Source organism: Alteromonas sp. H39 (assembly GCF_047556435.1).
GTDB lineage: Bacteria > Pseudomonadota > Gammaproteobacteria > Enterobacterales > Alteromonadaceae > Alteromonas.
The window spans coordinates 1476522-1498440 of the sequence record NZ_CP180210.1 but is presented as its reverse complement, the minus strand read 5'-3'; the positions used below and the strand labels follow the sequence as shown (position 1 = coordinate 1498440).

13 protein-coding genes are annotated in these 21919 nt (G+C 48.4%); 4 read left to right on the top strand and 9 right to left on the bottom strand.

Annotated elements, in window-relative coordinates:
* Positions 1-70: 70 nt before the first annotated feature.
* The 7 genes from ACLBLI_RS06485 to ffh form a co-directional block, all read right to left on the bottom strand.
* Positions 71-484, bottom strand: a complete 414-nt coding sequence (locus ACLBLI_RS06485) for a TerB family tellurite resistance protein (protein WP_414830301.1) — start codon at positions 482-484, stop codon at positions 71-73.
* Between the two features lie 562 nt (positions 485-1046).
* Positions 1047-2267, bottom strand: coding sequence for a phosphoenolpyruvate carboxylase (locus ACLBLI_RS06480; RefSeq protein ID WP_414830300.1), 1221 nt, complete (start codon positions 2265-2267; stop codon positions 1047-1049).
* Positions 2264-2899 carry a condensin complex protein MksE gene (locus ACLBLI_RS06475; RefSeq protein ID WP_414830299.1) on the bottom strand — a complete coding sequence of 212 codons (636 nt, stop codon included), beginning with the start codon at positions 2897-2899 and terminating at the stop codon, positions 2264-2266. The genes ACLBLI_RS06480 and ACLBLI_RS06475 overlap by 4 nt, the downstream gene beginning before the upstream one ends.
* A complete protein-coding gene (locus ACLBLI_RS06470) occupies positions 2896-6576 on the bottom strand; it encodes an ATP-binding protein (protein ID WP_414830298.1) in 3681 nt (1226 codons plus the stop codon). The genes ACLBLI_RS06475 and ACLBLI_RS06470 overlap by 4 nt, the downstream gene beginning before the upstream one ends.
* A gap of 224 nt (positions 6577-6800) precedes the next feature.
* Entirely contained in the window at positions 6801-7685 is an 885-nt protein-coding gene (locus ACLBLI_RS06465) for a WYL domain-containing protein (protein ID WP_414830297.1), read from the bottom strand.
* A gap of 58 nt (positions 7686-7743) precedes the next feature.
* Positions 7744-8604 carry a hypothetical protein gene (locus ACLBLI_RS06460; RefSeq protein WP_414830296.1) on the bottom strand — a complete coding sequence of 287 codons (861 nt, stop codon included), beginning with the start codon at positions 8602-8604 and terminating at the stop codon, positions 7744-7746.
* A 357-nt stretch (positions 8605-8961) separates the two neighbouring features.
* Positions 8962-10362 carry a signal recognition particle protein gene (gene ffh / locus ACLBLI_RS06455; RefSeq protein WP_414830295.1) on the bottom strand — a complete coding sequence of 467 codons (1401 nt, stop codon included), beginning with the start codon at positions 10360-10362 and terminating at the stop codon, positions 8962-8964.
* Positions 10363-10716: 354 nt separating this feature from the next.
* Between ffh and ACLBLI_RS06450 the strand changes: the two genes are divergently transcribed.
* Positions 10717-11508 (top strand): inner membrane protein YpjD, encoded by a 792-nt coding sequence (locus ACLBLI_RS06450; RefSeq protein ID WP_414830294.1) that lies wholly within the window; start codon positions 10717-10719, stop codon positions 11506-11508.
* Between the two features lie 118 nt (positions 11509-11626).
* Complete coding sequence (locus ACLBLI_RS06445; protein ID WP_414830293.1) at positions 11627-12919, top strand: HlyC/CorC family transporter; 1293 nt, start codon at positions 11627-11629, stop codon at positions 12917-12919.
* A gap of 16 nt (positions 12920-12935) precedes the next feature.
* On the opposite strand, the gene ACLBLI_RS06440 is transcribed toward ACLBLI_RS06445, so the two are convergent.
* Both ACLBLI_RS06440 and sixA read right to left on the bottom strand, forming a co-directional pair.
* Positions 12936-13112, bottom strand: coding sequence for a hypothetical protein (locus tag ACLBLI_RS06440; RefSeq protein WP_218312758.1), 177 nt, complete (start codon positions 13110-13112; stop codon positions 12936-12938).
* Between the two features lie 352 nt (positions 13113-13464).
* Positions 13465-13980: a phosphohistidine phosphatase SixA gene (gene sixA, locus ACLBLI_RS06435; RefSeq protein WP_414830292.1), complete on the bottom strand. Its 516-nt coding sequence runs from the start codon at positions 13978-13980 to the stop codon at positions 13465-13467.
* 170 nt (positions 13981-14150) lie between these two features.
* Between sixA and ACLBLI_RS06430 the strand changes: the two genes are divergently transcribed.
* Positions 14151-16907: an insulinase family protein gene (locus tag ACLBLI_RS06430; protein ID WP_414830291.1), complete on the top strand. Its 2757-nt coding sequence runs from the start codon at positions 14151-14153 to the stop codon at positions 16905-16907.
* 355 nt (positions 16908-17262) lie between these two features.
* Positions 17263-21870 (top strand): EAL domain-containing protein, encoded by a 4608-nt coding sequence (locus ACLBLI_RS06425; protein WP_414830290.1) that lies wholly within the window; start codon positions 17263-17265, stop codon positions 21868-21870.
* Positions 21871-21919 lie beyond the last annotated feature (49 nt).

Genomic DNA, 21919 nt, shown 5'->3' with positions numbered 1-21919 from the left:
CGTTCCTTTTACAATATTCGTGTAATGAATTTACCATGCGTGATGAAAAATAAAACAGCCTGTGCGGTGATTATGCTCCTACAGACGCCGGTCCACCGGTGTGATGCATACCACTAACCAAGGCCTTTGCCAGCAGCTTATGTGTCAGCAACGACAACAATTCGGTTTCTTCCTCACAGCGATCCCCGTCTACACCGGTAATTGCCATAGCCACTTCCATTGCCTTATCGGCATCAAACAATAAATCCTGCTTCAACGCTTTCAGATAAGTTTGCGCATCGCCGGTATCCAGTGCTTTACGGGTTTGGTATATCGCATCATTAAAAAAGGCGTCACGGCTAATTGGACTTTGCCAATCCAGTGACTCCAAGATGTCTTCAAGATAATCCTGTTCGGACAACGTCACCATTCCATCTACCTGGTATAGCAACACCGCCAGTCTGATTAGTGCCTCATTGAAAGACTGCTTCGGGGTATTAAACATCAGAGGTTCTCCTATGCGCTGTACGCGTCAGCGCTACTACTACTGACCTGCTCTCCTGCCTGGCCAGAAAACGACAATTCTGCCACCCTAATCTCAATTGGTGACAAGCGTATTACGCGAGTTTTTTAAATAAGTTCACCCGCGTTAATGAATTGTTAATTATAGTTCCTTTGCCGTGATTCCCAACCCTTTTATACTGACTTTTTTACTATACGATTCCGGAGATTGCAAAAGGCATTTGGAAAACCGGCATTTAGCATGTCATGCGATACGCAAAGACCAGACACACGCCATCGCAATGTTGTAAGCACAACCACCAGCATCAGCGAAAAAGCGGCAAAGAAAAGGGTATGAATACTAGTGTTGTGCGATGACTCGCAAAGTAAGGGCGCAAGCGACCGACGTGCTCGCCAGTTGGAGAGGCTTTCCCTTGCCACACGTGTGCCTTTTCTGCGATAACAGCAGCGAATACGGTATTGTATTGCGCGAATATTCCAAAGCACAACCTCGCCCGGCCTCGGGCGGGACTCGCTACACGCGTTGGTTTACCAAAGCGTCTGCGTTAACGGAGCCCCAAAGTGATGTCGTTGATATAAAAGTTGCCATTAAAAACCACATCTTCCTGGCCGTGCGGATCGAGTGCGAAAAACTGTTTATCGGCATCATCAAGAGACTGATAATTGCCGATAACCTGGTATATCCATACCTCGGGATCAAACTCCATCGCGTGTGCAGCATAGTAGGTCAATGCAGATTGCGGCTGACCGCTATCAATCACATCGCAGAAATAATCATCGACTGCCTGTTGCAGCGGATCGCTTTCCAGCGACACAGTATCCTGTTCGGACACGTCGATATCCTGTGAGGAGGACGTTTCTTCTGCTTGCTGCTTGCGGCGATGTACGTGGGTTAACGACGCAACAATTTCCTGCAATTCGGCTTCCTGACTGACGTTATTTACATCTGCTGCGGCCGGACTGAGCAGGCCTGCCGCCTGATTAAATAACACCGGTACGTTTGTCAGGTTGGGATAATTTCCCGGCACGAAATCCGGTTGTTGCTCCATGTGCAGCAGATACCCTTTAAGCAGGCGCGTACGCCCCTGAAACTCACGGAAACGCCCCAGCAGATCCAGCAACCGTGCCTGTGCCACCGACAATTCCTGCGCAGCCCGCGAGAAACTTTGCTGTAGCGATACCACCAGTAGATGACGCAGCTCGCGGTTGCTCCCGGCAATCTCACTTAGCTCATCAAACCGGAAACACTCAAGTTGATACAGCAGCTCTGTTACCTGCCCCTGCGCCAGCTCATTCTCCCGGATTTTGGCTTCAACCGATGACACATAGCCGAATTCATTATTGATACGGCTAAACATCACCCGCACGCTGTTGCTCAACGATTCTGCCAGTTGATATACATGCTCGGTTAAGTCTGACATGTGTGCGGCAGACTCGCTGTAGCGACCGTAATGCAGTGCTTCTTTATAATGCTCTGCGAGCGTTTTTAAGCTCGCCAGGGCCGCGCCAATATTCGCATTAATGGTGCGATTGCGCTCGTCCTGCAAACTGCCTTCAAGCAACGTACGCACTGCCCCTTTCAGTCGCAGCTCACTTTGTGGATCCGGTCGCCATAACACGCCCAGCTGCACCAGTTGCTCAAGCACTTTGGGGCTGTGATCGCGCTCGTTCACCGTGCCGTTAACATACGCCTGCATTATCAGTTCACTGTGACGTCCCAGCGCGTTGAGCAGCTTGGTGCCAGCCTGAATAAGCACCTGACTCATAGCAAACTACCCTGCTGAATGGCCGCCTCAGCCTGCTCGGATAACGACAACGACTCGGTCTCATCAATAAAGCGAATCATTTCATACAGGTGTTCAACCTTACCGGTTGCCAGATAAATCTGTTTTTCCGGGTTTGGCTTAAGCAGATACCCTAAGTCGGTTAACCGTTTAAATACCTGCTTTAGCTGGCCATCAAGATTCACACTGGTTGAGCCGAACAAACGGTAGCGGGAAATTTTCTCCAGCTGTTCAGCATATGCGGGGGTATCTTCAATGGTACTTTGCAACTCATTAAGGCGGATCGCGTTGCCCATGGTCACCGGTAAATCTGACTCGCTGGCCTGCTGCACCAGCAATAACCACTCGACCAGCGGCACCAGACTGGACGCCGTCTCCTGAAACTGTTGCATCAGAATTTTTCGCTCACTATCGCCTAACGTGAGATACGCGGCAAAAAACACATCGCCATCGGCGGTAGTTGCCAGTGTGCGGTTCAACAGGTTTAAGTGGGGTTCAAGTAGTTGAGCATTATCGCGGCTTTTCAGAAAACGCCAGGCGTCTTCATCACTGACCTGGCAAATGAACTCACCCTGCAAAAGTTTGCTGACCACACGGCCTTGTTCCGTCATCATGCCGAAGCCTCCTCTTGTCCACGACGTGCTTTTAATCGCTCAGCAATAATACTGGCCTTAGGCTGCACTACCTGCAGTTTGCGGGTCACCTTGTCTATCAGATAACGGTTTTCGAAAAGCGTCAGTACTTCTGATTCTGGGTTCGGGAACGCCCCTACCACACTGATATTGTTATTTTGACAGGCGTCGAAAATCTTCTTCACGTTGCTTTGGTGAAGCGTACCCAACTCGTCAATGGGCCAGTGAATTGTGGCATCCGTTTCACCACGAAGCAGGCGGGTAAATGCCAGCAGAAACTTACATAAAATCAAATAAGCCATACCATGACTGGAGGATTCATTAAGCTGACGATCGGTCCGGATAACCAGATCACTGTTGCCTTCACGCAGGTGAAGTTCAATATCCAGCAGCTTGCTGATCCCGCCACTTAATGCCGCACGCCCCAGAATATCGAGTACTTTACGCATGCTCAGACCATAATCTTCATCAGGCAGTTCGTTGGCCCCGCCTTCCATCCAGGCTTCGTAGTGTTTGCGGAATTGCTCCAGTTCCGGCCAAAACTCCAGTTCACTAATGCGCGAACGAATTTTAACGGCAGAATCTGATACCCCATCCAGGAACAGCTCGCCATCGACTTCTTTGGTGATACGGCGGCTTTGCGACACAATGCGTTTATCAATATCGGCCAGTACAAAGTAATACTGGTTCAGGTCCGCGCCAAAAATCCGGCCCTGCTCGCGCAAGCCCTGCAATTTCTGCGGCACGATCACATTCAGCAACTGTGACAGGTGCGATACCATGCGGCGGTGATCGATGCCTTTTACGCCGTGGGCATTAATAACCGCACACTCTTCACGGGCACGCTCCCAGGTATCGGATAAGCCGGTGCCAGCCTGCGCGGCGATAAGTTGGTCAAAGCGCTCCACATAAGCACGAACATCGCTTAACAGATTATCACGCTCCTGCAACAGACTCTGCGCTTCAGACAGTCGCTGAGAAATGCTGGCATCTTCGAACTTAGCATCATTGTCGTCTTTCACCCGCAGGTTTAGTTTTGCAAGGGCTTTACTTAGCGACTGTACCTGTTCGAGCTGCTCGCTGGCGGTCTTCAAAGAAGACTCCAGTGTAACCTGCTGGTCTTTCAGTTTCTCACGGGCTTCTTTATACGCCGACTGCTTTTGCGCCAGGGAACGTTCGGCCTCACCAAGCGCTTTACGCGCCTTCGCAAGGGCGTTTTGCCAGGTAACTTTGTGACCGTTGAAAACCGTTTCGTACCAACGTGCATAATCGCTGACCTTGTGACGCTGCGATTCGGTTTTGTAGATGTCGTCTTTGAGCACCTTGATGCGTTTTTTGAGCTGCCCAATTTCATCTACATCTACGCCACGGTTATTCAGCTCATCTTCCAGCCATTGCTCCATTTCTTTGCGATCTTTGGCGGCTGCGTCGCGGGCTTTTTTCATATCAGCATCAAGCTGCGATATCCGTGCATCGGTATCGGCAATGAGCTGTTGCCAGTGGAAGCTGTGCTCAGTTTCTGATTCGCGTTGCTGGTCTTTCATGTCATCGCGGTCAAGCTCAAACTGCGCCTTACACTGCTTTTGCGCCTGCTGGTTTGCTTCCAGACGGGATTTCGCTTTTTGCTTACGTGAAGATAAGGCCGCCTGGTATTCGCTGAGCACGCTGTCTCTGTCCTGCTGTGCGCGCTTGCGGCTGGCTTCGGCACTTTTCACGGCGTTGTCTTTTTGCGTCATCGCCAACTCAGCGTTGCGCACATCTTCATTGGCTTTTGCCAGCGTTGTCTCACATTCATTTTGCGCTGCCAGCGCCTGTGACAGAGCCTCTTCAGCTTCCGACAATGAGTGCTTCAGAGATTGTTCGGTATGCGCGTAATCTGGCGTATCAATGGCAGCAAGTGCCAACTTAAGGCCATAAAAGCTGTCGCCCTCGCCCGTGGTGGGTGTCAGGTCTGTTCGCTCCAGCAATTCCGGGCGCAGCACCTTACCCAGACTGGACTCCCAATCATCGACATTGGCACGTAAAAATTCCAGTAACGAGCCCTGCCCCGGATAAAGTAACGCTCTGACCTTATCCACCGCCTTTTCTTCGCGCTGATATGCCTGTCGCGCCTTATCCAGCGCCGTCGAGGCTTCCTGCCTTACCTGCACCGCTTTGCTGTGACGCTGCTGCGCCTGACGATACTCAGTTCGTGCTGCGTCTTCCGTCACAGACGCTTCTTTAATTGTGGCATCCAGCAGATCAAGCTGCGATTGCTCAAATTCGTTGTAACCCGCGTTTGCCAGCGACGCTTTCAGCTCGGCTTCGGTGACTTTCAGATCGCTAAGCTGCGACTGATGCGTGGCGTTAAGCTCCTGTATCTGCTGTGAAAAGTCATCACGAATCGCTTGCAGTGCATCACGCTCTTTCTGTTGCTGTTCGCTGCGTTTGTCAGCCGCTTCCTGCCGTGAGGCTGACAGTTGCTCCAGCGTCAGGCTAAGCTTCTCGCCCAGTTCAGCCATACGACGGTTAAATGCCGACTCGATGTCCTGGTGTTTTTCGGTGAGCAACTGATAGCGACTGGACGTCATTTCCAGTTCGTTTTGCCACTGCGGCAGGTTGGCGACATCGTCTTTAAGCTGTTCAATATTCTGCTGTTGCCAGTTGTCGAATTCACGTTCAACAGCATCCAGCTCACTGGTGTACTTATCTACGTCTGCGCGCGCAGACGACACGATTTGATTCAGCTCATCACGGCTATCGTGCCACAACAGCTCATTTTGTTTACGCTGAAACTGGTTTTCCTCAAGTTCATTACCTAACGTCTCTGTTTTGGCCGAGAGTTGTGTTTTATCCAGTTCGAATTGCTTTTTCAGGCCGCCGAGGGTTTGCTCTGAGGTGGTCAGCGCCATGTCCGCCTGTTCCAGCTTGGAAAACTCAGGGCGGATCTGATCGAATTGTTTAATCAAATGACATTCGCGGATCCAGTCGTCCACGCGGTTCCGGCTAAGGCTTGAAGTAGGCGGCTGCACCCCATCTTCTTCCAGAATGGCGGCAATCATGGCCTTAATGGTTTCCATCTTGCCTTCTTTCGAGTGCACCGCTTTCGCCAGCTTTTCGATATGACGCATATGCTGACTCGGCGTACACAAGCTGAATACTTTTGCGTAGCCGAGCAACTCGCGTGCATTACTGCTCTGGTTTAGCACGCCCTGATCGTTCTGCATTACGGCACGAAAATCTTTCGTCGTCAGCAAACTGGTTACCAGTACATTGTTCCGTTTCATCGCCCGGGCGAGTTCTGCACTGCTGGTGCTGCTGAATTTACCGCTTTTCTGTTTGAACAGGTAATCCTCAATGTCGAACGGCTTGCCAACTAAACGATAGTTAACACCAGTGCCGTTGGAAGTCAGTACCGCCTGACAGAGATCGCCTTCGGCGCGGGTATATTCGTAAATGATAAAACTGGATTGCCGTGGCAGATACCAGCGCTCGAAACTGTCGCGGGTAGCAGGTACCACCCGGCTTGGATATTCACCGTAAAAAACCGGAATAAGGCGCTGAAGCGTCGTTTTACCTGACGCATTGGTACCACAAATATTGGTGTGTCCATCCAGCTTGAGTTCGACCACGCCCGGCAAGTGGGTGTCGATTAGAATAATGCGTTTTAAGCCGGCCATATAAATCCTGTGTCGGTTAATACTGGTTAAATGTCGCCTTCTGCAAGAAGCTGAGAGCGCGACACCACGGGGCATTTAGTGTAAGTTATTGATTCTCGGCATCGCTTGCCTGCCCGCGTTTGCGTAGCCGACCAGTGTATTATGAATTGGTGATTTTGCACAGTCATGGCGGGCCCTTTAGAGGGCTTTGACGTATTGATTGCGCATTATTTCGCCAGCAGTTTTTAGCGACGGGTTCCCGGTGCCAGATGGGCATTCTCTATCTGTTCAAGGGCGTCGAGATTTTGCAGCGCCAACTGACAGCCCTGGCCTGTTATCTTCGCCCCTATGGAACAATCTACCTGCCAGTACCGTAACAGATACGCCGCCAGGGCAGCCCGCACGGTGAGCACCTTTCGCCCTTTTTCCATGCCATAGTCCAGCTCAATCGCTTCGCTGTGCTCCAGTGATGGGTGAGGAATGAGAGTAAGCGAGACGGTTCGCTGCCAGGCGCTATCCTGCTCAGCCAGCTCTTTATGTGCCAGTTGCCGCGATACCGGTTCAATGTCCGTAAATCGGGTGCAAACGAAATCCCGGAAAGTGTCAGTCTCCACATCAAACGCGCGCACATGCCAGCGGTGCCCGTTGTTTACAATGGCGTGTGGCACTATAAGGCGGTATTTGCCACCCGATGTCACGCTTACATAATGCACATTGACAGGGTACCGGTTGTGAATGGCGCGGGTCAGACCGGCAATGATTTCCGCTTTAGGATGAATGAGGTTCACCGCATTTACACAGTGAGATGATGGTGTTACCGCGGTGGCAATCCCGTCACCAAACCCCATACTCAGGCTGTTTAATATGACTTCAGGGTTGTGCGAGAATACGGCTTTAAATGCTGGGGTACGTCGGTAGCGTTTGGCGTGATGGTCAAGTGTCAGGTTGTCAGGCGCAAGAGATTTATAAGCAGAAAAGTCCCGGGTGCTGGCAGCCAGGCCGGTGGCAAATCTGTCAATAAGTTCCTGTCTGCTAACGTGCCCGAAGTATTGCAAACTGAAATCGATAAACGCGAGGCGTTCTCGCTGAGCATGCGGTAACGCATCCCTTTCCCGTGTGACATCAATCATTGTATATGTAGACCCTGACTAAGATTATCATCATAATGATGGCATCATTATGATGATGTCAAGGGGTGTTATTTGGTGGCTCTCCATCTTTTACCAACGCGCCAGGGTTGTCATCAATGCGTTGCCAGAACGCCTGTTGATTAACATAATCTTCATCTATAAGGACATCATCTAACGCCGAGTTTATTAGCGAGACAGCGCGTGCGCCCCAGGCGTTCTTAGTGCATCCTATCGCGCCAGGTACCGGATTATTGCCTAACTCGGTCGTGGGAAAGTACTGCAGACCTCTGGACGGTTGAGACAAGCGGTAGTAGCGGAGGATTGTGGGGTATTCAAGCGTGTAGTCCAGCCGGTTCATTACTATTTGTTCTAATATCCTCACCGTGGCGGTTTGACCACTCAATTTAAAGAAAAAAGGATTATCGGCATATTCATCAACAACACGTTGTAAGGCGGGAGGATAAGCTCTGGCCGCAGGACGACCAAAACGCAGTTGTGGGTCTGCAGCCAGTTTTGCCAGAGAAATGCGAGCCTTCTCATCGACAAATGGCGCAAGTCGTTTACGATTGCCAATGATACCCAGAGGCGGATGCACCACAGTGATGTTTGAATAAACCCAGACCGGACTGCTCTCCCGCTTTATCATGCACGGAAAGCACAGGTTTTGCTTTTGCTCTGAATGCATGCGTATACGACTATGGGGTAACTGCACAACGGTATGATTCACTTCAGGCATGTATTGCTTGAGCTCGTCAATCAACACATCACATATTCCCTGGCCTTTGAGTGGCCCATCAACAACATGAAAGGGTGGCGAAGGATTAATAGCCCAGTGAATAGTAAAGCGCTCATCAGTCTGTGCCAGTGACGACAAGGAGGTCAGACTGAAAAAGAAAAACGAAAAAATACTACACTTCATTTTAACCGACTTTCCTTTCAAAATGGGAAACGGGCTGCCTGTTTATTTACTATAGCGAAAGCAAAGCGGATAGCAACTTTGCCTGCCAGCACAGAACCGCGCTGATGAGATATCTGGTTTCTGTACTGTCATTCAAACCGAAGTGATGAGACGCCAGCAACGCGCAATTTTTGCTCTGACAACGGCTTCGCATGAAGTTCGAGTAAGTGCGTCATTACTCAGAGAGTCCTTAAATAACCAATTACAAGGCAATATCGCAGAGAAAGGGAGTAGCCTTTATCAGGTTGCCTGACGCCAGAATGAAAAAAGGCCGCCTTGATAGCGACCTTTTCTCTGGCGTAAACCGCGATTTCAGGATCAGCGCGGAGGGAACATGCCCCCCATACCGCCCGGGCCACCCGGACCGCCACCACCCGGTGGCATCATCCCTTTCATCTGGCGCATCATCTTCTTCATGCCACCACCAGACATCTTCTTCATCATTTTCTGCATTTGCGTAAATTGCTTGAGGAGTCGATTTACGTCCTGAATTTGCGTACCGGATCCGGCCGCAATGCGACGCTTTCTCGACCCTTTGATAATGTCTGGCCGTGCACGCTCGCCTGGCGTCATAGAATTGATGATCGCTTCCATTTGCACAAACTGTTTATCGTTAGCCTGATCTTTAATTTTATCAGTCATGCCGCCCATACCAGGCAGCTTGTCCAGCATGCCCATCATGCCGCCCATGTTTTTCATTTGCTCTAGCTGGTCTTTGAAGTCCTGCAGATCAAACCCTTTGCCTTTCTGAACCTTTTTCGCCAGTTGCTGGGCTTTGTTTTTATCTACTTTGCGCTCGACTTCCTCAATCAGACTAAGTACATCCCCCATACCCAGAATGCGTGATGCAATTCTCTCCGGGTGAAAGGGTTCAAGGGCGTCGACTTTTTCGCCCATACCGATAAACTTGATAGGCTTACCGGTAATATGGCGAACGGAAAGTGCCGCACCGCCACGGGCGTCGCCGTCGGCTTTCGTCAGGATCACACCTGTCAGAGGCAGAGCGTCATTAAAGGCTTTCGCTGTGTTTGCGGCATCCTGACCAGTCATAGCATCAACTACAAACAGCGTTTCAATTGGCTTAACCGCACCATGCAATGCCTGAATTTCTTGCATCATGTCATTATCGACATGCAAGCGGCCGGCGGTGTCCACCAGTAACACATCGTAGAATTGCTTCTTCGCTGCATCTATAGCGCCGTTAACTATATCGACCGGCTTCTGAAACTCTGTGGAAGGATGGAAACCGACGTTAACCTCGGTAGCCAAGGTTTCAAGTTGCTTAATAGCCGCCGGACGATAAACATCCGCACTCACAACCATAACCTTTTTCTTTTCCCGTTCGGTCAGGTACTTAGCCAGCTTACCCACACTGGTGGTTTTACCCGCACCCTGCAGACCCGCCATAAGAATAACAGCCGGTGGTTGCGTTGACAGGTCCAGCTTTTCATTCGCTTCGCCCATCACGGACTCAAGCTCAGACTGCACAATTTTGATAAACACCTGACCAGGTTTCAGGCTCTTGGTCACTTCCGTGCCCACGGCCCGTTCTTTAACCTGTGCAACAAACGATTTCACTACAGGAAGCGCAACGTCGGCTTCCAAAAGCGCCATGCGCACTTCACGCAAGGTGTCTTTAATATTGTCTTCTGTTAACCGCCCTTTCCCACTGACGTTGCGTAACGTCTGGCCGAGGCGTTCAGATAAATTTTCAAACATAATAGAAAAGCTTCTGTCAATTTTTGAACGTATTGTGCGCTATTGTATCGTAAATTAGCCGGCTAACGTACCACTGAACGTAAATCAGACGGCATTTGTATTATCGAAGAAAACTCGACGCCGGTTTTGCACGTGCTGATGCAAGCTAACGCAAAAAATCACGCTTATATAAGCCTGACACATTGGTAATCACCGGCGTTCACGATGCACCTATCACAGCAATGTATTGTGACTGCTAGAAAAAAATGGTTACGATTTCGCAAAAAACAACGTGCGGGTTGAATTTATCATGCACTTACAGTATCAATACCGGCTTAAGACAGACATACCTGTCACGACACCCACAGGAATTTTATGAACACGATGTTTGCCATGATAGCAGCCGGCCTTTATTTTCTGGCTGCATTCGTATTGATGGGCAGGTTCGTCCATAAAGAGGGGCCAAATCAGCGACTGGCGACTATTATGGCGATAATTGCCGTGCTTGCCCATGTTGGGTTTCTCAGTGGTGCAATCATGATCGCGCCGGGGCAGAATATGAGCATCACCAATGTGTTGTCACTGGTGTCGTGGTTAATTACCGTATCCATGCTGCTATCAGCCAGCGTGTTACCAAATACGATTTTGCTGCCCGTGGTATACGGGTTTGCCGGACTCACCGTTCTGGCAGCCAGATTCATTCCGGTTTCCTACATCATGCATATCGAACTGGAGCCCGGGCTGGTTATTCATATCACGCTTTCGCTGGTGGCATACGGACTTTTGGTTATTGCGTTCCTGTACGCAATCCAGATGTCATACATCACGCGCAAACTGAAACAGAAAGGCGCGTCATTGCTACATTCATCCTTACCCCCACTGATGCTGGTAGAGGGTATTCTTTTCAAACTGCTATTGGCGGGAACCTTATTTCTGGTGGTGTCATTAATCAGCGGCTTTGTATTTCTGGAAAATATGTTTAGCTCGCTGTATGCGCATAAAACCATCTTATCGATTGCCGCGCTTGCGGTTTACGTGGTTCTGTTAATTGGTCAGAGGATCCGTGGCTGGCGTGGCAAGCAGGTGATCGCAATGACGATACTGGGTGTCGCGCTGTTGTCACTGGCTTATTTTGGTAGCCGCTTCGTACGCGAAATTCTTCTGTAACGTGATGTCGCCCCCCAAGGATTGGCGGACCTGAAAAACACGGTAAAACCAGATTTTCCTTGAAACCGCGGGCTCGAATTACTACATTGTGAGTCTTACAGGTACAGGGACCTTTTAGTTGGACGACATATCAACCAGTACGCTCTTTATTGCATTAGGCGTACTCATCTTACTTTCTGCATATTTTTCCAGTTCTGAAACAGGCATGATGTCGATTAACCGATATCGCCTGAAGCACCTTCAGGGTGAAGGCAACCGTGCCGCGAATCGCGTACAAAAGTTACTGGATCGTCCGGATCGTCTTATCGGACTCATTCTGATTGGCAATAATCTGGTCAATATCGCTGCGTCCTCTATCGCTACGGTAATTTGCTTTCGGCTATTTGGTGCATACTGGGGCTTTTTCGCCACCACCTTTGGACTGACATTCATTCTGCTGATTTTTGCCGAGGTGACTCCCAAAACTCTGGCTGCGCTTTACCCGGAAAAGGTCGCGTTTCCAAGCTCGGTTATTTTGTTGCCGTTGCTGACAATACTGTACCCGCTGGTAGCCTTTATAAATGCGATTACCAACGGCATTTTATCACTGTTGCGGATTAGCCCCCTGCATGGGAACGATGATTCTCTCAGTCGCGAAGAGCTGCGCACAGTGGTATACGAGGCAGGCGCCATGATCCCGAAAAAGCACCAGGACATGCTGGTTGGTATTCTGGATCTGGAAAGTGTCACGGCTGAGGACATCATGGTGCCGCGCGCAGAAATTGTGGCGATTGATATTAATGACGACTGGAAAAAAATTCAGAAGCACTTGACCCACGCCCAGCATACCCGGGTACTGCTCTACCGCGACAGCATTGATGACGCAGTCGGCTTTGTGCATGTGCGTGATGCCTTACGCTTGCTTTCAAAAGATCAGTTCACCAAATCCAGTCTGCTCAGGGCGGTAAGGGAGATTTACTTTACTCCCGAGTCTACGCCGTTGCACACACTGATGTACAAATTCCAGGCAGAGAAAGAAAGAATTGCCCTGGTGGTGGATGAATACGGCGATATCATGGGGCTGGTGACGCTGGAAGATATTCTTGAAGAAATTATCGGTGATTTCACCACCAGTATGGTGCCGGATCACAGTAAAGAAGCTCATGTTCAGCAAGATGGCAGCGTTCTGGTGGATGGCAGTGCTAACGTGCGCGACCTGAACAGAGAAATGGACTGGAAACTCCCGACCGAAGGTCCCAAAACACTCAATGGTTTGATCCTGGAATACTTAGAAGAGATCCCGGAAAACAAGGTAAGTGTGCGATTAGCGGGCTATCCGGTGGAGATCGTGGACATTTCAGAGAATATGATAAAAACGGTAAGAATACTGCCGGACTTTTACCGGGAATCACCTGAACCGTCATCTGACTAACGCGCTCAGCGATTGTTTACTTTTTGGCTGCCCGTCTGGCCAAAACCTGTGCCTTCGCTGCAGCAACTTTGGAGGAAAGGTTATTTAGTTTCTCCATAAGCGCCCGCATTTCTTCATCATCACGCAGATCCGCTTCCTCGAGATGAGACTCAAGTGAACGTTTAAGCAGCTCTGGTATCGATTTAGTCGTCATCGCCCTGCGATGCCTCCGAAGCACGTTAAATACAATGTTGTGTAAACCATGTTCGGCGCTGCTACGACAACCGGTAGCCCGGATGTGAATGTAACAGTAAATAGAAAGGGAAAGCGATTGTCAGACGTCGTGAAAGCACACGCAACACGTGCATGGAAACTCACCTGATCCGATTAATAGCCTGGCCTCTCACCGCCTAATCCCGGTTCACAAGAACAGAAATTACTCTCTTTGTATCGGACAGTATCACAACTTCTATAGCAGTAAATCTGAAAAAACGACAAGTTTTTGGCCCAGCCACAGAAGTGAGAGCTCACGAAGCAGACTTACCGACATGAGACGGAGTTAAAGGCTAGCGGCCCTGGTAATGCACTTCCAGACTGCCCTTATGGGTGTGAACGTTATAGCGAATTACCGCAATTGATGCTGTGGCAAACAGGCTGGTTGTGTAAGAGTCACACATTGCGTCCACCAGGTAACTGACCAGCGGCATGTGACTGACCAATACGATTCTTTTGAGGTTTTGATCACGGGCTTTCGACATTGCAAGCCTGGCGTCCAGATAGTCGTGCACGTTCTGCGCATCACCATCTGGTGTAATATCCGCGAAAATTTCCATTTTTGCGGCGTGAATATCCAGAGAAAGCATATCGTAGGTTTGTCGCGTCCGTCGATAGGGGCTGACCAGCGCTAAATCTACCGTGCCATCAGGACACCACTCCTCTCTGAGCCATGTTGCTGCGCGGGAAACCTGTGCTCGCCCCGCATCGGTTAATTGCCTGCTTTTATCGTCCAGACGCAGAGACTCCGCCTCTCCATGGCGCATAATAAAAACAAAAATGTCGTCATTGCTACTTTGACCTGACATAACATTACGCATACTATAAATTCAGACACGGTAACGATAGCAGACCGATATGCCCGCGCCTAGTTTTAACGTATGCATATTCACTATAAGGTCGGATTATCGTGAGTATCAGGGATATATGTTGTTCAATTTTTTCCTGAAATGCACACTTCGCAACTATTGAGAGCATTTTGACGACATCACCCGATTTTGAAAACGCGCAATTTATCACCCTGAAAAACGGATTGCGTGTCATGTTCTGCCAGCAACAGGACACACCTACCAGCTACGTTTCCATGGCAGTCAAAGCCGGTCACTTTTATGATCCGAAAAATTGTCAGGGACTGGCCCATCTGCTGGAACACATGCTGTTCATGGGAAGCCGCCACCTTCCTGCGCCCAATGAAATTAACGATCTTGTTAGTAAGCATGGCGGTAATATCAATGCATGGACCGGCACAGAGTACGCTAATTATCACTTTCATTGTCACACGTCGTCACTGCCAGGCATTATCCCTGCATTTGCAGATATTCTTCGTCGCCCGCTAATAGATAAACAAGTCATCATCAATGAAGTTCGCTCGATTGATGCGGAATTTAAATTTAAACGTAAAGATGACTTACGTCGGCTATATCAGATACATAAAGAAACCTGTAATCCTGCGCACCCGTTTAGTCAGTTTTCCGTAGGCAATGCAGAAATCTTTAACCAGCATCATATTGATGAACTGCATAGCATGTTGCAGTTGTTTCACCGCCAGTACTATTGCGCCAACAACATGACCCTGTGCATCATTTCGCCACTGCCACCGAATGATGCACTGAAATTGATCCAGCCATCGTTCGGGCAGTTTGCTTCCGGTGAAGAGGCACATCAGGAATGGCCTGCGCTATATGAAGTGGAACAACTTGGAGTGGAAATTCGTATCCGGCCTCTGCAAGTCGCCAGACGAATGATTGTCACTTTTGCGCTACCAGGTCTTCACAACGACTACAAAACAAAGCCGCTTAATTATATCAGCCACCTTCTGGGGGATGAGGGCGAGGGAAGCCTGCTGGCGTATTTGAAGTCTAAAAACTGGGTAACAAACCTTATTGCGGGTTCGGGCATCGAAGGAGAACATTTCAAAGACTTCAACGTAAGCTTTCAGCTAACTGAAACCGGACTCCAGCGTTATGAAGACGTCCTGAAAGCCCTGTTTGATACGCTCATTTTGGTGCGCAGTTCCATAGATGAGCCCTGGCGATATCAGGAAAAAGCCAGGCTGGCTGCGTTGGCATTACAGTATGAAGAAAATTTACGTCCGATGAACCTTGCCTGTGACTATGCGCAGCATATGTTTTCCTTTACGCCCAAAGATATTGTCAGACTGCGCAGCACTATCGACAGTTTTGACAAAGCGCTACTTGAAGAAACCTTGTCGTACTTCACGCCCGGCAACATGCGTATCAAGATAATCTCTCAGGACGTCGACACTGACCGCACCTGTCAGTTCTATGACGCCCGCTACAAAGTGGAAAAATTGTCATCCACACTGCTTGAGTCTCTGGCAAACAGGGTTTCGCCGCCAACAGAGATTTATCTTCCCGACCCCAACCCTTACCTTGGAGATGAATACCATCTCGTTTTACCCGAGGAAGGCCAGGATACGCCGCATATCATTGCCTCCTCGCAGGGGTACAACTTCTGGTTTGCTCAGGATCACCATTTTCACAGCCCCAAAGGCGACATTTATCTGTCTTTTGACATGGCCTCTTTCTCACACGACTTGCAGGCTGTAGCGGCAAAGCGCATTTGGCTGGGTGCATTAGACGAATGCCTGCAAGCGAAATACTACCGTGCTGAAATTGCCGGTCTCAACTATCGTATCTACGGACATCAGGCCGGTCTGACTTTACACACGCGCGGCTTTACCAATCAGCAGATGTTGCTGGCCGAGCAGCTCCTGGAAGCTGTCATGGCATTTTCAATGACGCCCGATGGATTTGAACGCAGTAAACGCGCTCAGATGCAGACATTGCAAAATTCACTGCTAAACAAACCAACGAACCGGCTCTTCTCGCGTTTAAGCGTATTGGTTCAGCGTAATACGCAGGCACCAATAGAATTACTGAAAGCGGTGGAATCCTGCGAGTTCGCAAGCGTGAATACTATCCGCGACGCCTCTTTCAGCTCATATTTTGTTGAAGGGTTTATGCATGGAAACTGGTCAGCAGAAGATGCCCTCTCGTTTTCAGAAACGGTATCTTCACGCTGCCCCAATACGTCTGGCAACCCGCTTTCCCGTGCGGTTTCGCAGCTTCCAGTAGGAAAGTCGTTGTACCATCAGGTGCAATGCGAACATGAAGATGCCGCTGTTGTTTTGTATTTACAGGCACCCAGCGCGAGCCTCAATGACATTGCCATGTGCATGGTGCTGGAACAGATGCTCGCAGCGCCGTTTTTCAATTCCCTGCGAACCGAGCAACAACTCGGCTACGTAGTGGGAACCGGGTATGTACCACATAATCAACACCCAGGAATTTCTTTCTATGTGCAAAGCCCGACGCACGGGCCCGAAGCGCTGTTAAAAGCCATGACAGAGTTTCTTTTTCAGCAACTTCATGAAATTGAGTTTTATCAGTATTACTGGTCAAGCATTCAACAGAACCTGCTAAAGCAATTGGAAGAAAGGGATTTGTCCTTGTCGATGAAGTCGCAGCGACTGTGGGTAAGTCTGGGCACGAAAGATCTCGAATTTAACCGTAATACCCGACTGGCTGAATGTATCGCCAGTATTCACTTCGATGATATTCGCCTCTACGCAACTAAACTGGCTGAACGCGAACTTTTCGGCGAGATGGTATTGTTTGCCCGTGGTAAATTCGATGCCATGGAAACGCCTGCAGACGCTACCGTCACCAACATTGCCACATTCAAAAGCAACACTCCCTACTTCGACCAGTAAAAAGCGCGCCTTCTTCACTTCATCGTCAGAAAAGTGCGGGTAAGTCTAAAGGGCTATAGCCCTCAATACCTAAACGGGTAGCATTGACATGGATTTTCGGAGTCTGTCACATAAAGCGCTGCTTCACTGCATCAGCAACGACCAGTTTGAAGCAGAAATGTGAATAAAGTGAGTAGAAAGAGATAACAATAAACCAATTGTATAACATTTCTCCGGATACAGGCTGCAGACCCAAAAAGTCCTTGTAGCACCGGCGGTAATTGGGCATATTGGTGGTTCGGTCTGAACGGACGCAGCCGAAAAATTATTAGAATAAATTATAAAAAGATACGGCAATCATGCCGAAGGTGTATTGGTGCGCTCAACACTTATTCGTTCAGTATTATTATTTCTGTGCATTTTTTTCAGCACGCATGGCGGTGCTGTTTATGCTGTGGAAATCACTGACTTCCAGTTCACCGAAGTCGGTCAGCTTGTTGGCAGAGAAGGACTTCCTGATGACGCCCTTTCAGACACCACTATTTTCGATATCGCAGAGGACTCGAAAGGCTATATCTGGGTAGCGACCATGAGCGGCTTAAACCGCTATTCAGGCTACGATACAAAACACTATTTTGAGTCCGACACCAATCCTAACTCCGTTCCTTCCGGTTTAATCAGAGCACTGCATCTTGATGAATCCGGCACTCTGTGGGTGGGTACGTTATCAGGACTTGCTAAATACAGGCCCGAAACAGATGACTTTGAAGTTTTTGACTCTGATAACTCATCAATTCGATCTAATGACATAGTAGAAATAGCAGACGCTGTTGACGGCGATATTATCTTTGCAGACAGTAAAAATTTCCTTTATCAAAGAAATAAAGTTTCGGGCAAAATTCAACTTCTGAACGAAAATATCAGAGTACCACAGAGAATTCGGGTTGCTCTCGATGAGGTTAATCGAACTTGGCTCGGCACCAGCGGCGAAGGCGCTTTTATCTACGATAAGACAGAGCAAAGACTTTATTCCCTATCCAAAGTTAACCCGTGGGGGATAAGCCTTCCCGTAAAGTCTGTATTTGACATTGAAGTCATCAATGGTGAGTACTGGCTAGCGACCGATAACGGAATAAAAGTCGTTTCTATGGACGGAAAAGTTAACAACGACGTCCATAAAACTAACTTTCTGGAACACGAACCCATTAAGGTAATTTCGCTAGAGCAGCACAGATCTTCGGTATGGGCGGGCACTGATAAGGGCTTGTTTGTATTGCAGCTTGCTGATAGTGACAGTGGGCCAAAAATTCTGGAAGTCACTCATGTTAACAGTGAGTACGGAGATATTACGGGGCTCACACAAGAATTCATTCCAAGCATTTTTAAAGATTCTACAGACGGACTATGGTTAGGAACGTACCAAGGATTGTTCAGATACCATCCAGAAAAGAAAAGTCAAAAATTAATTTCAAACCTTGGTGATTTTCAAGGGACTCAGAAAGGGGCTACTGTCTGGTCACTTTCTACTGATCAACATGGTGTGGCCTGGCTAGCTACACAAAGCCACGGTCTCGGAAGATATGACAGTGCTACTGGCCGCATCGACTATTTCCTCACCGAGTTGGCAAAAGGTGGGGTGTCGTTTTGGGATTTGGATATCGATAAGTATGGCGTTTTTTGGATTAGTTCTTCGAATGGACTGCTTGCATTTGAATTTACCGGAGAGAAATTTAAAAAGGTCGCGTCAATTTTTGATGGAAACTTTATCGACAGACAGTACTTTGACGGCAACTTTCTTTGGGTATGGCTTGATGAAAAAGGATTAGTGTCCGTACAAACAAACATGCTTCAGCAGTATATTAGTGGCAATCCTGATATTTTTATAAAGTCCTACCCTGAGCTTTCATCTTCACTCTTAGACAACTCCGAGAATACTGGCAATTCAGTTCCCCTTCCCATTTTTAGAGATGACGCTAATAGACTTTGGCTGTCAACTGACAGTGGGATAACACTTTTTAACCCTCAAAGAAATAAGGTTGTTCAGAGAATTGGGAGCGAAAGTGGCCTGCAATCCCGAGCGATTTCGGTGTATCAAACAGGGGAAAACTTCTGGGTTACAACCCGTTCAGATGGCGTCTACAAGATAAATAAACGTGCTTTAAAAGTTGTTAAGAAGCAGTCACGAAACCAAGGTGGCTTTATTTTCTCATCAGTAGGTTTTGGGAATTTCATTTGGTATGCGGACAACCAGGGAGTCAGTGTTGTCGATTTGACAACACTGCAGGTGATAGAAAAACTTAATAAAGCACATCTTAATTACAACTTTCTTAACGAAGGTGCTGTCACTATCACTCCGCAGAATACAATCCTGTTCGGTGGCAGTCGCGGATTCAACTCAGTTTTAATAAAGACACAAGACGGCTCTGCATTAAATCAGAACGAGCAGACCCGTAAACCTCAGCTTTTTGAGTTTACTATTTTTGGGCAGAACACTAAAAGCACGGAGACAGATCAGAGCCACCAAGTGCAAACTGGCGAAAAAAGAGTGTCAAATATAACTTACAGTGACCAAAAGTATATTGACTACGATGAAGCACGATTCTCCATTTCGTTTGGCTTATTGAATCCGCTTAACAAGGATGCTGTCAGACACCAATATCGCCTGTCTGGCTACGATGACGCATGGCTGCCGGCGGACAAAGCCCGCACGGCACAATTTAATAACCTGTCTTTTGGGCATTATGTTTTCGAGGTCCAGGCAAAGGAATCTGGTAAACAGTGGTCTGATAGCAGAACGTTAGACATATATGTTGCACGTCCGCCCTGGCTGCACACTGTAGCATTAGGGTTTTACGCACTGGTGGTGACCGTTGCCTTAATTTACATTATTCGCCAATACCAAATTCGCAAAACGAATCAGCAGGCTATTTACGAGTCTGAAGAGCGCCTCAAGCTGACGTTGTGGAGTTCTGGAGATGAGCTTTGGGATTGGGACGTCTACCGTGGACAGGTTTACCGGGCGAATACCTGGGGCACACTGGACTTCCCGCAGGACAATATCCGTACTAACTCCTCTTACGATGCCAACATCCACCCCAACGACATTGTTCGTGTTCAGGAAGCTCTGAAAGCCCATTTAGCAGGAAAAACGGAGTTTTTTGAGTTGGCGTATCGCGCCCGCACCTTCAAGAACAAATGGATTTGGATCCTGGATCGCGGCAAAGTCGTTCAGCGGGACCATAACAATCAACCTGTCAGGATGACGGGTACGCTAAAAAATATACATCACCTCAAAGAGGCAGAAGAGCAGCTAAATCTGTTTAAGCGTTCAATCGAGAACATCTCTGAAGGTGTGTTTATTACCAATACCCAGTTTAAGTTTATCTCGGTAAATAACGCATATTGTAAATACACTGGCGAGACTCGCGACCAGGCACTCGCCAGCTATATGTACTTCCACCAGTACCCTGAAGCCTTTACAGAAGAAATCAAAAAGACTTTGCGCACCAAAAGTAACTGGTCAGGTGAAGTAGAGTCGACCCGGGTTAACGGTGAACGCTACGAGATGGAACTGAACATTGACGCCGTTCATGATGAGGACGGCAAAATCAGTCATTTCGTTGGGGTATTCTCTGATATCACCTCTCGAAAAAGTACCGAGAAAGAACTGCTGAAACTGGCGAATACGGATCCTCTGACGGATCTGCCTAACCGGTCATTCTTCCAGGCAAGTCACAATAACCTGGTCAGAAAAGCGGTACCTCATACTCTGCTCTGCCTGGACATGGACAACTTTAAGAAGATTAATGACTCGCTGGGTCACCAGACAGGTGACATCCTGATCAAACAAATTGCCAAACGAATTCAGCGGATCACCGGAAAAGACGCCACCTGTTATCGCCTGGGTGGCGATGAGTTCAGTGTGCTGATGGAAGACTACTCCGACATCCATACGATTACACATTACGCCCAAAGCGTCCTTGATACCCTCTCCCGCCCGTTTATCATCAATAAACAGGAATTTGTGCTGGGTGCCAGTATCGGGATAGCCTTTTATCCTGACGATGGTAATACCCCTCAGGAAATGCTGAAAAATGCGGATACCGCCATGTACTTCGCAAAGAACAATGGCGGTAACAGCTACCAGTTTTTCAGTGGCGAGATGAACCAGAATGCGGTGCGTCAGTTACAAATCGAAAATCTCATTCGACAGGGCATCAAAGATGATTTGTTTACTGTCTACTATCAACCCAAAGTCGATATTGCGTCCGGTAAACTAGTGAGTATGGAAGCGTTGGTTCGCTTCGAACATCCGCATAAAGGAATCGTCAGTCCAGGGCAGTTTATTCCACTGGCAGAACAGACAGGGCAGATTATAGAAATTGGAGAACAGGTTTTACGCAAGGCCTGCGCAGATACTAAGCGGTGGGTAAATCAGGGCTTATTCAGTGGCCGGGTTGCTGTAAACATCTCTGTAAAACAATTTGAACTGCCTGATCTTGATGATCGCATCGACAAAATTCTTGCGGAAGTGGGCTTGTCGCCGTTGCATCTTGAATGTGAAATCACTGAAGGTACGCTGATGGAGAATCCGGAAGCGGGCCTTAAGATGATGGAACGACTTCGTGAGCGTGGTATCCATCTGGCACTGGACGATTTTGGTACAGGCTACTCATCTCTGGCGTACCTTAAACGCTTTCCGCTTAACACACTTAAAATCGATAAAGCCTTCATTGATGATATTGCTGAGAGCAGCGTAGACAGACACATGGCTGCTGCCATTATCAACATCGCTCACAACCTTGGACTAAAAGTGGTTGCTGAAGGTGTGGAGGAAGAAAAGCAATTAACCATCCTGCGCCGCTATGACTGTGAGATGCTGCAGGGCTACCTGTACAGTAAGCCACTTAACGCTGAGCGCTTTGAAAAACTACTTAAAGAAAATCATAAGCTTCACCACCTCATAGGGCAATCAAGCCTGTGACTGCATTTTGACGCAACACACGTAAATAACTGAAAAATATATAAAATAT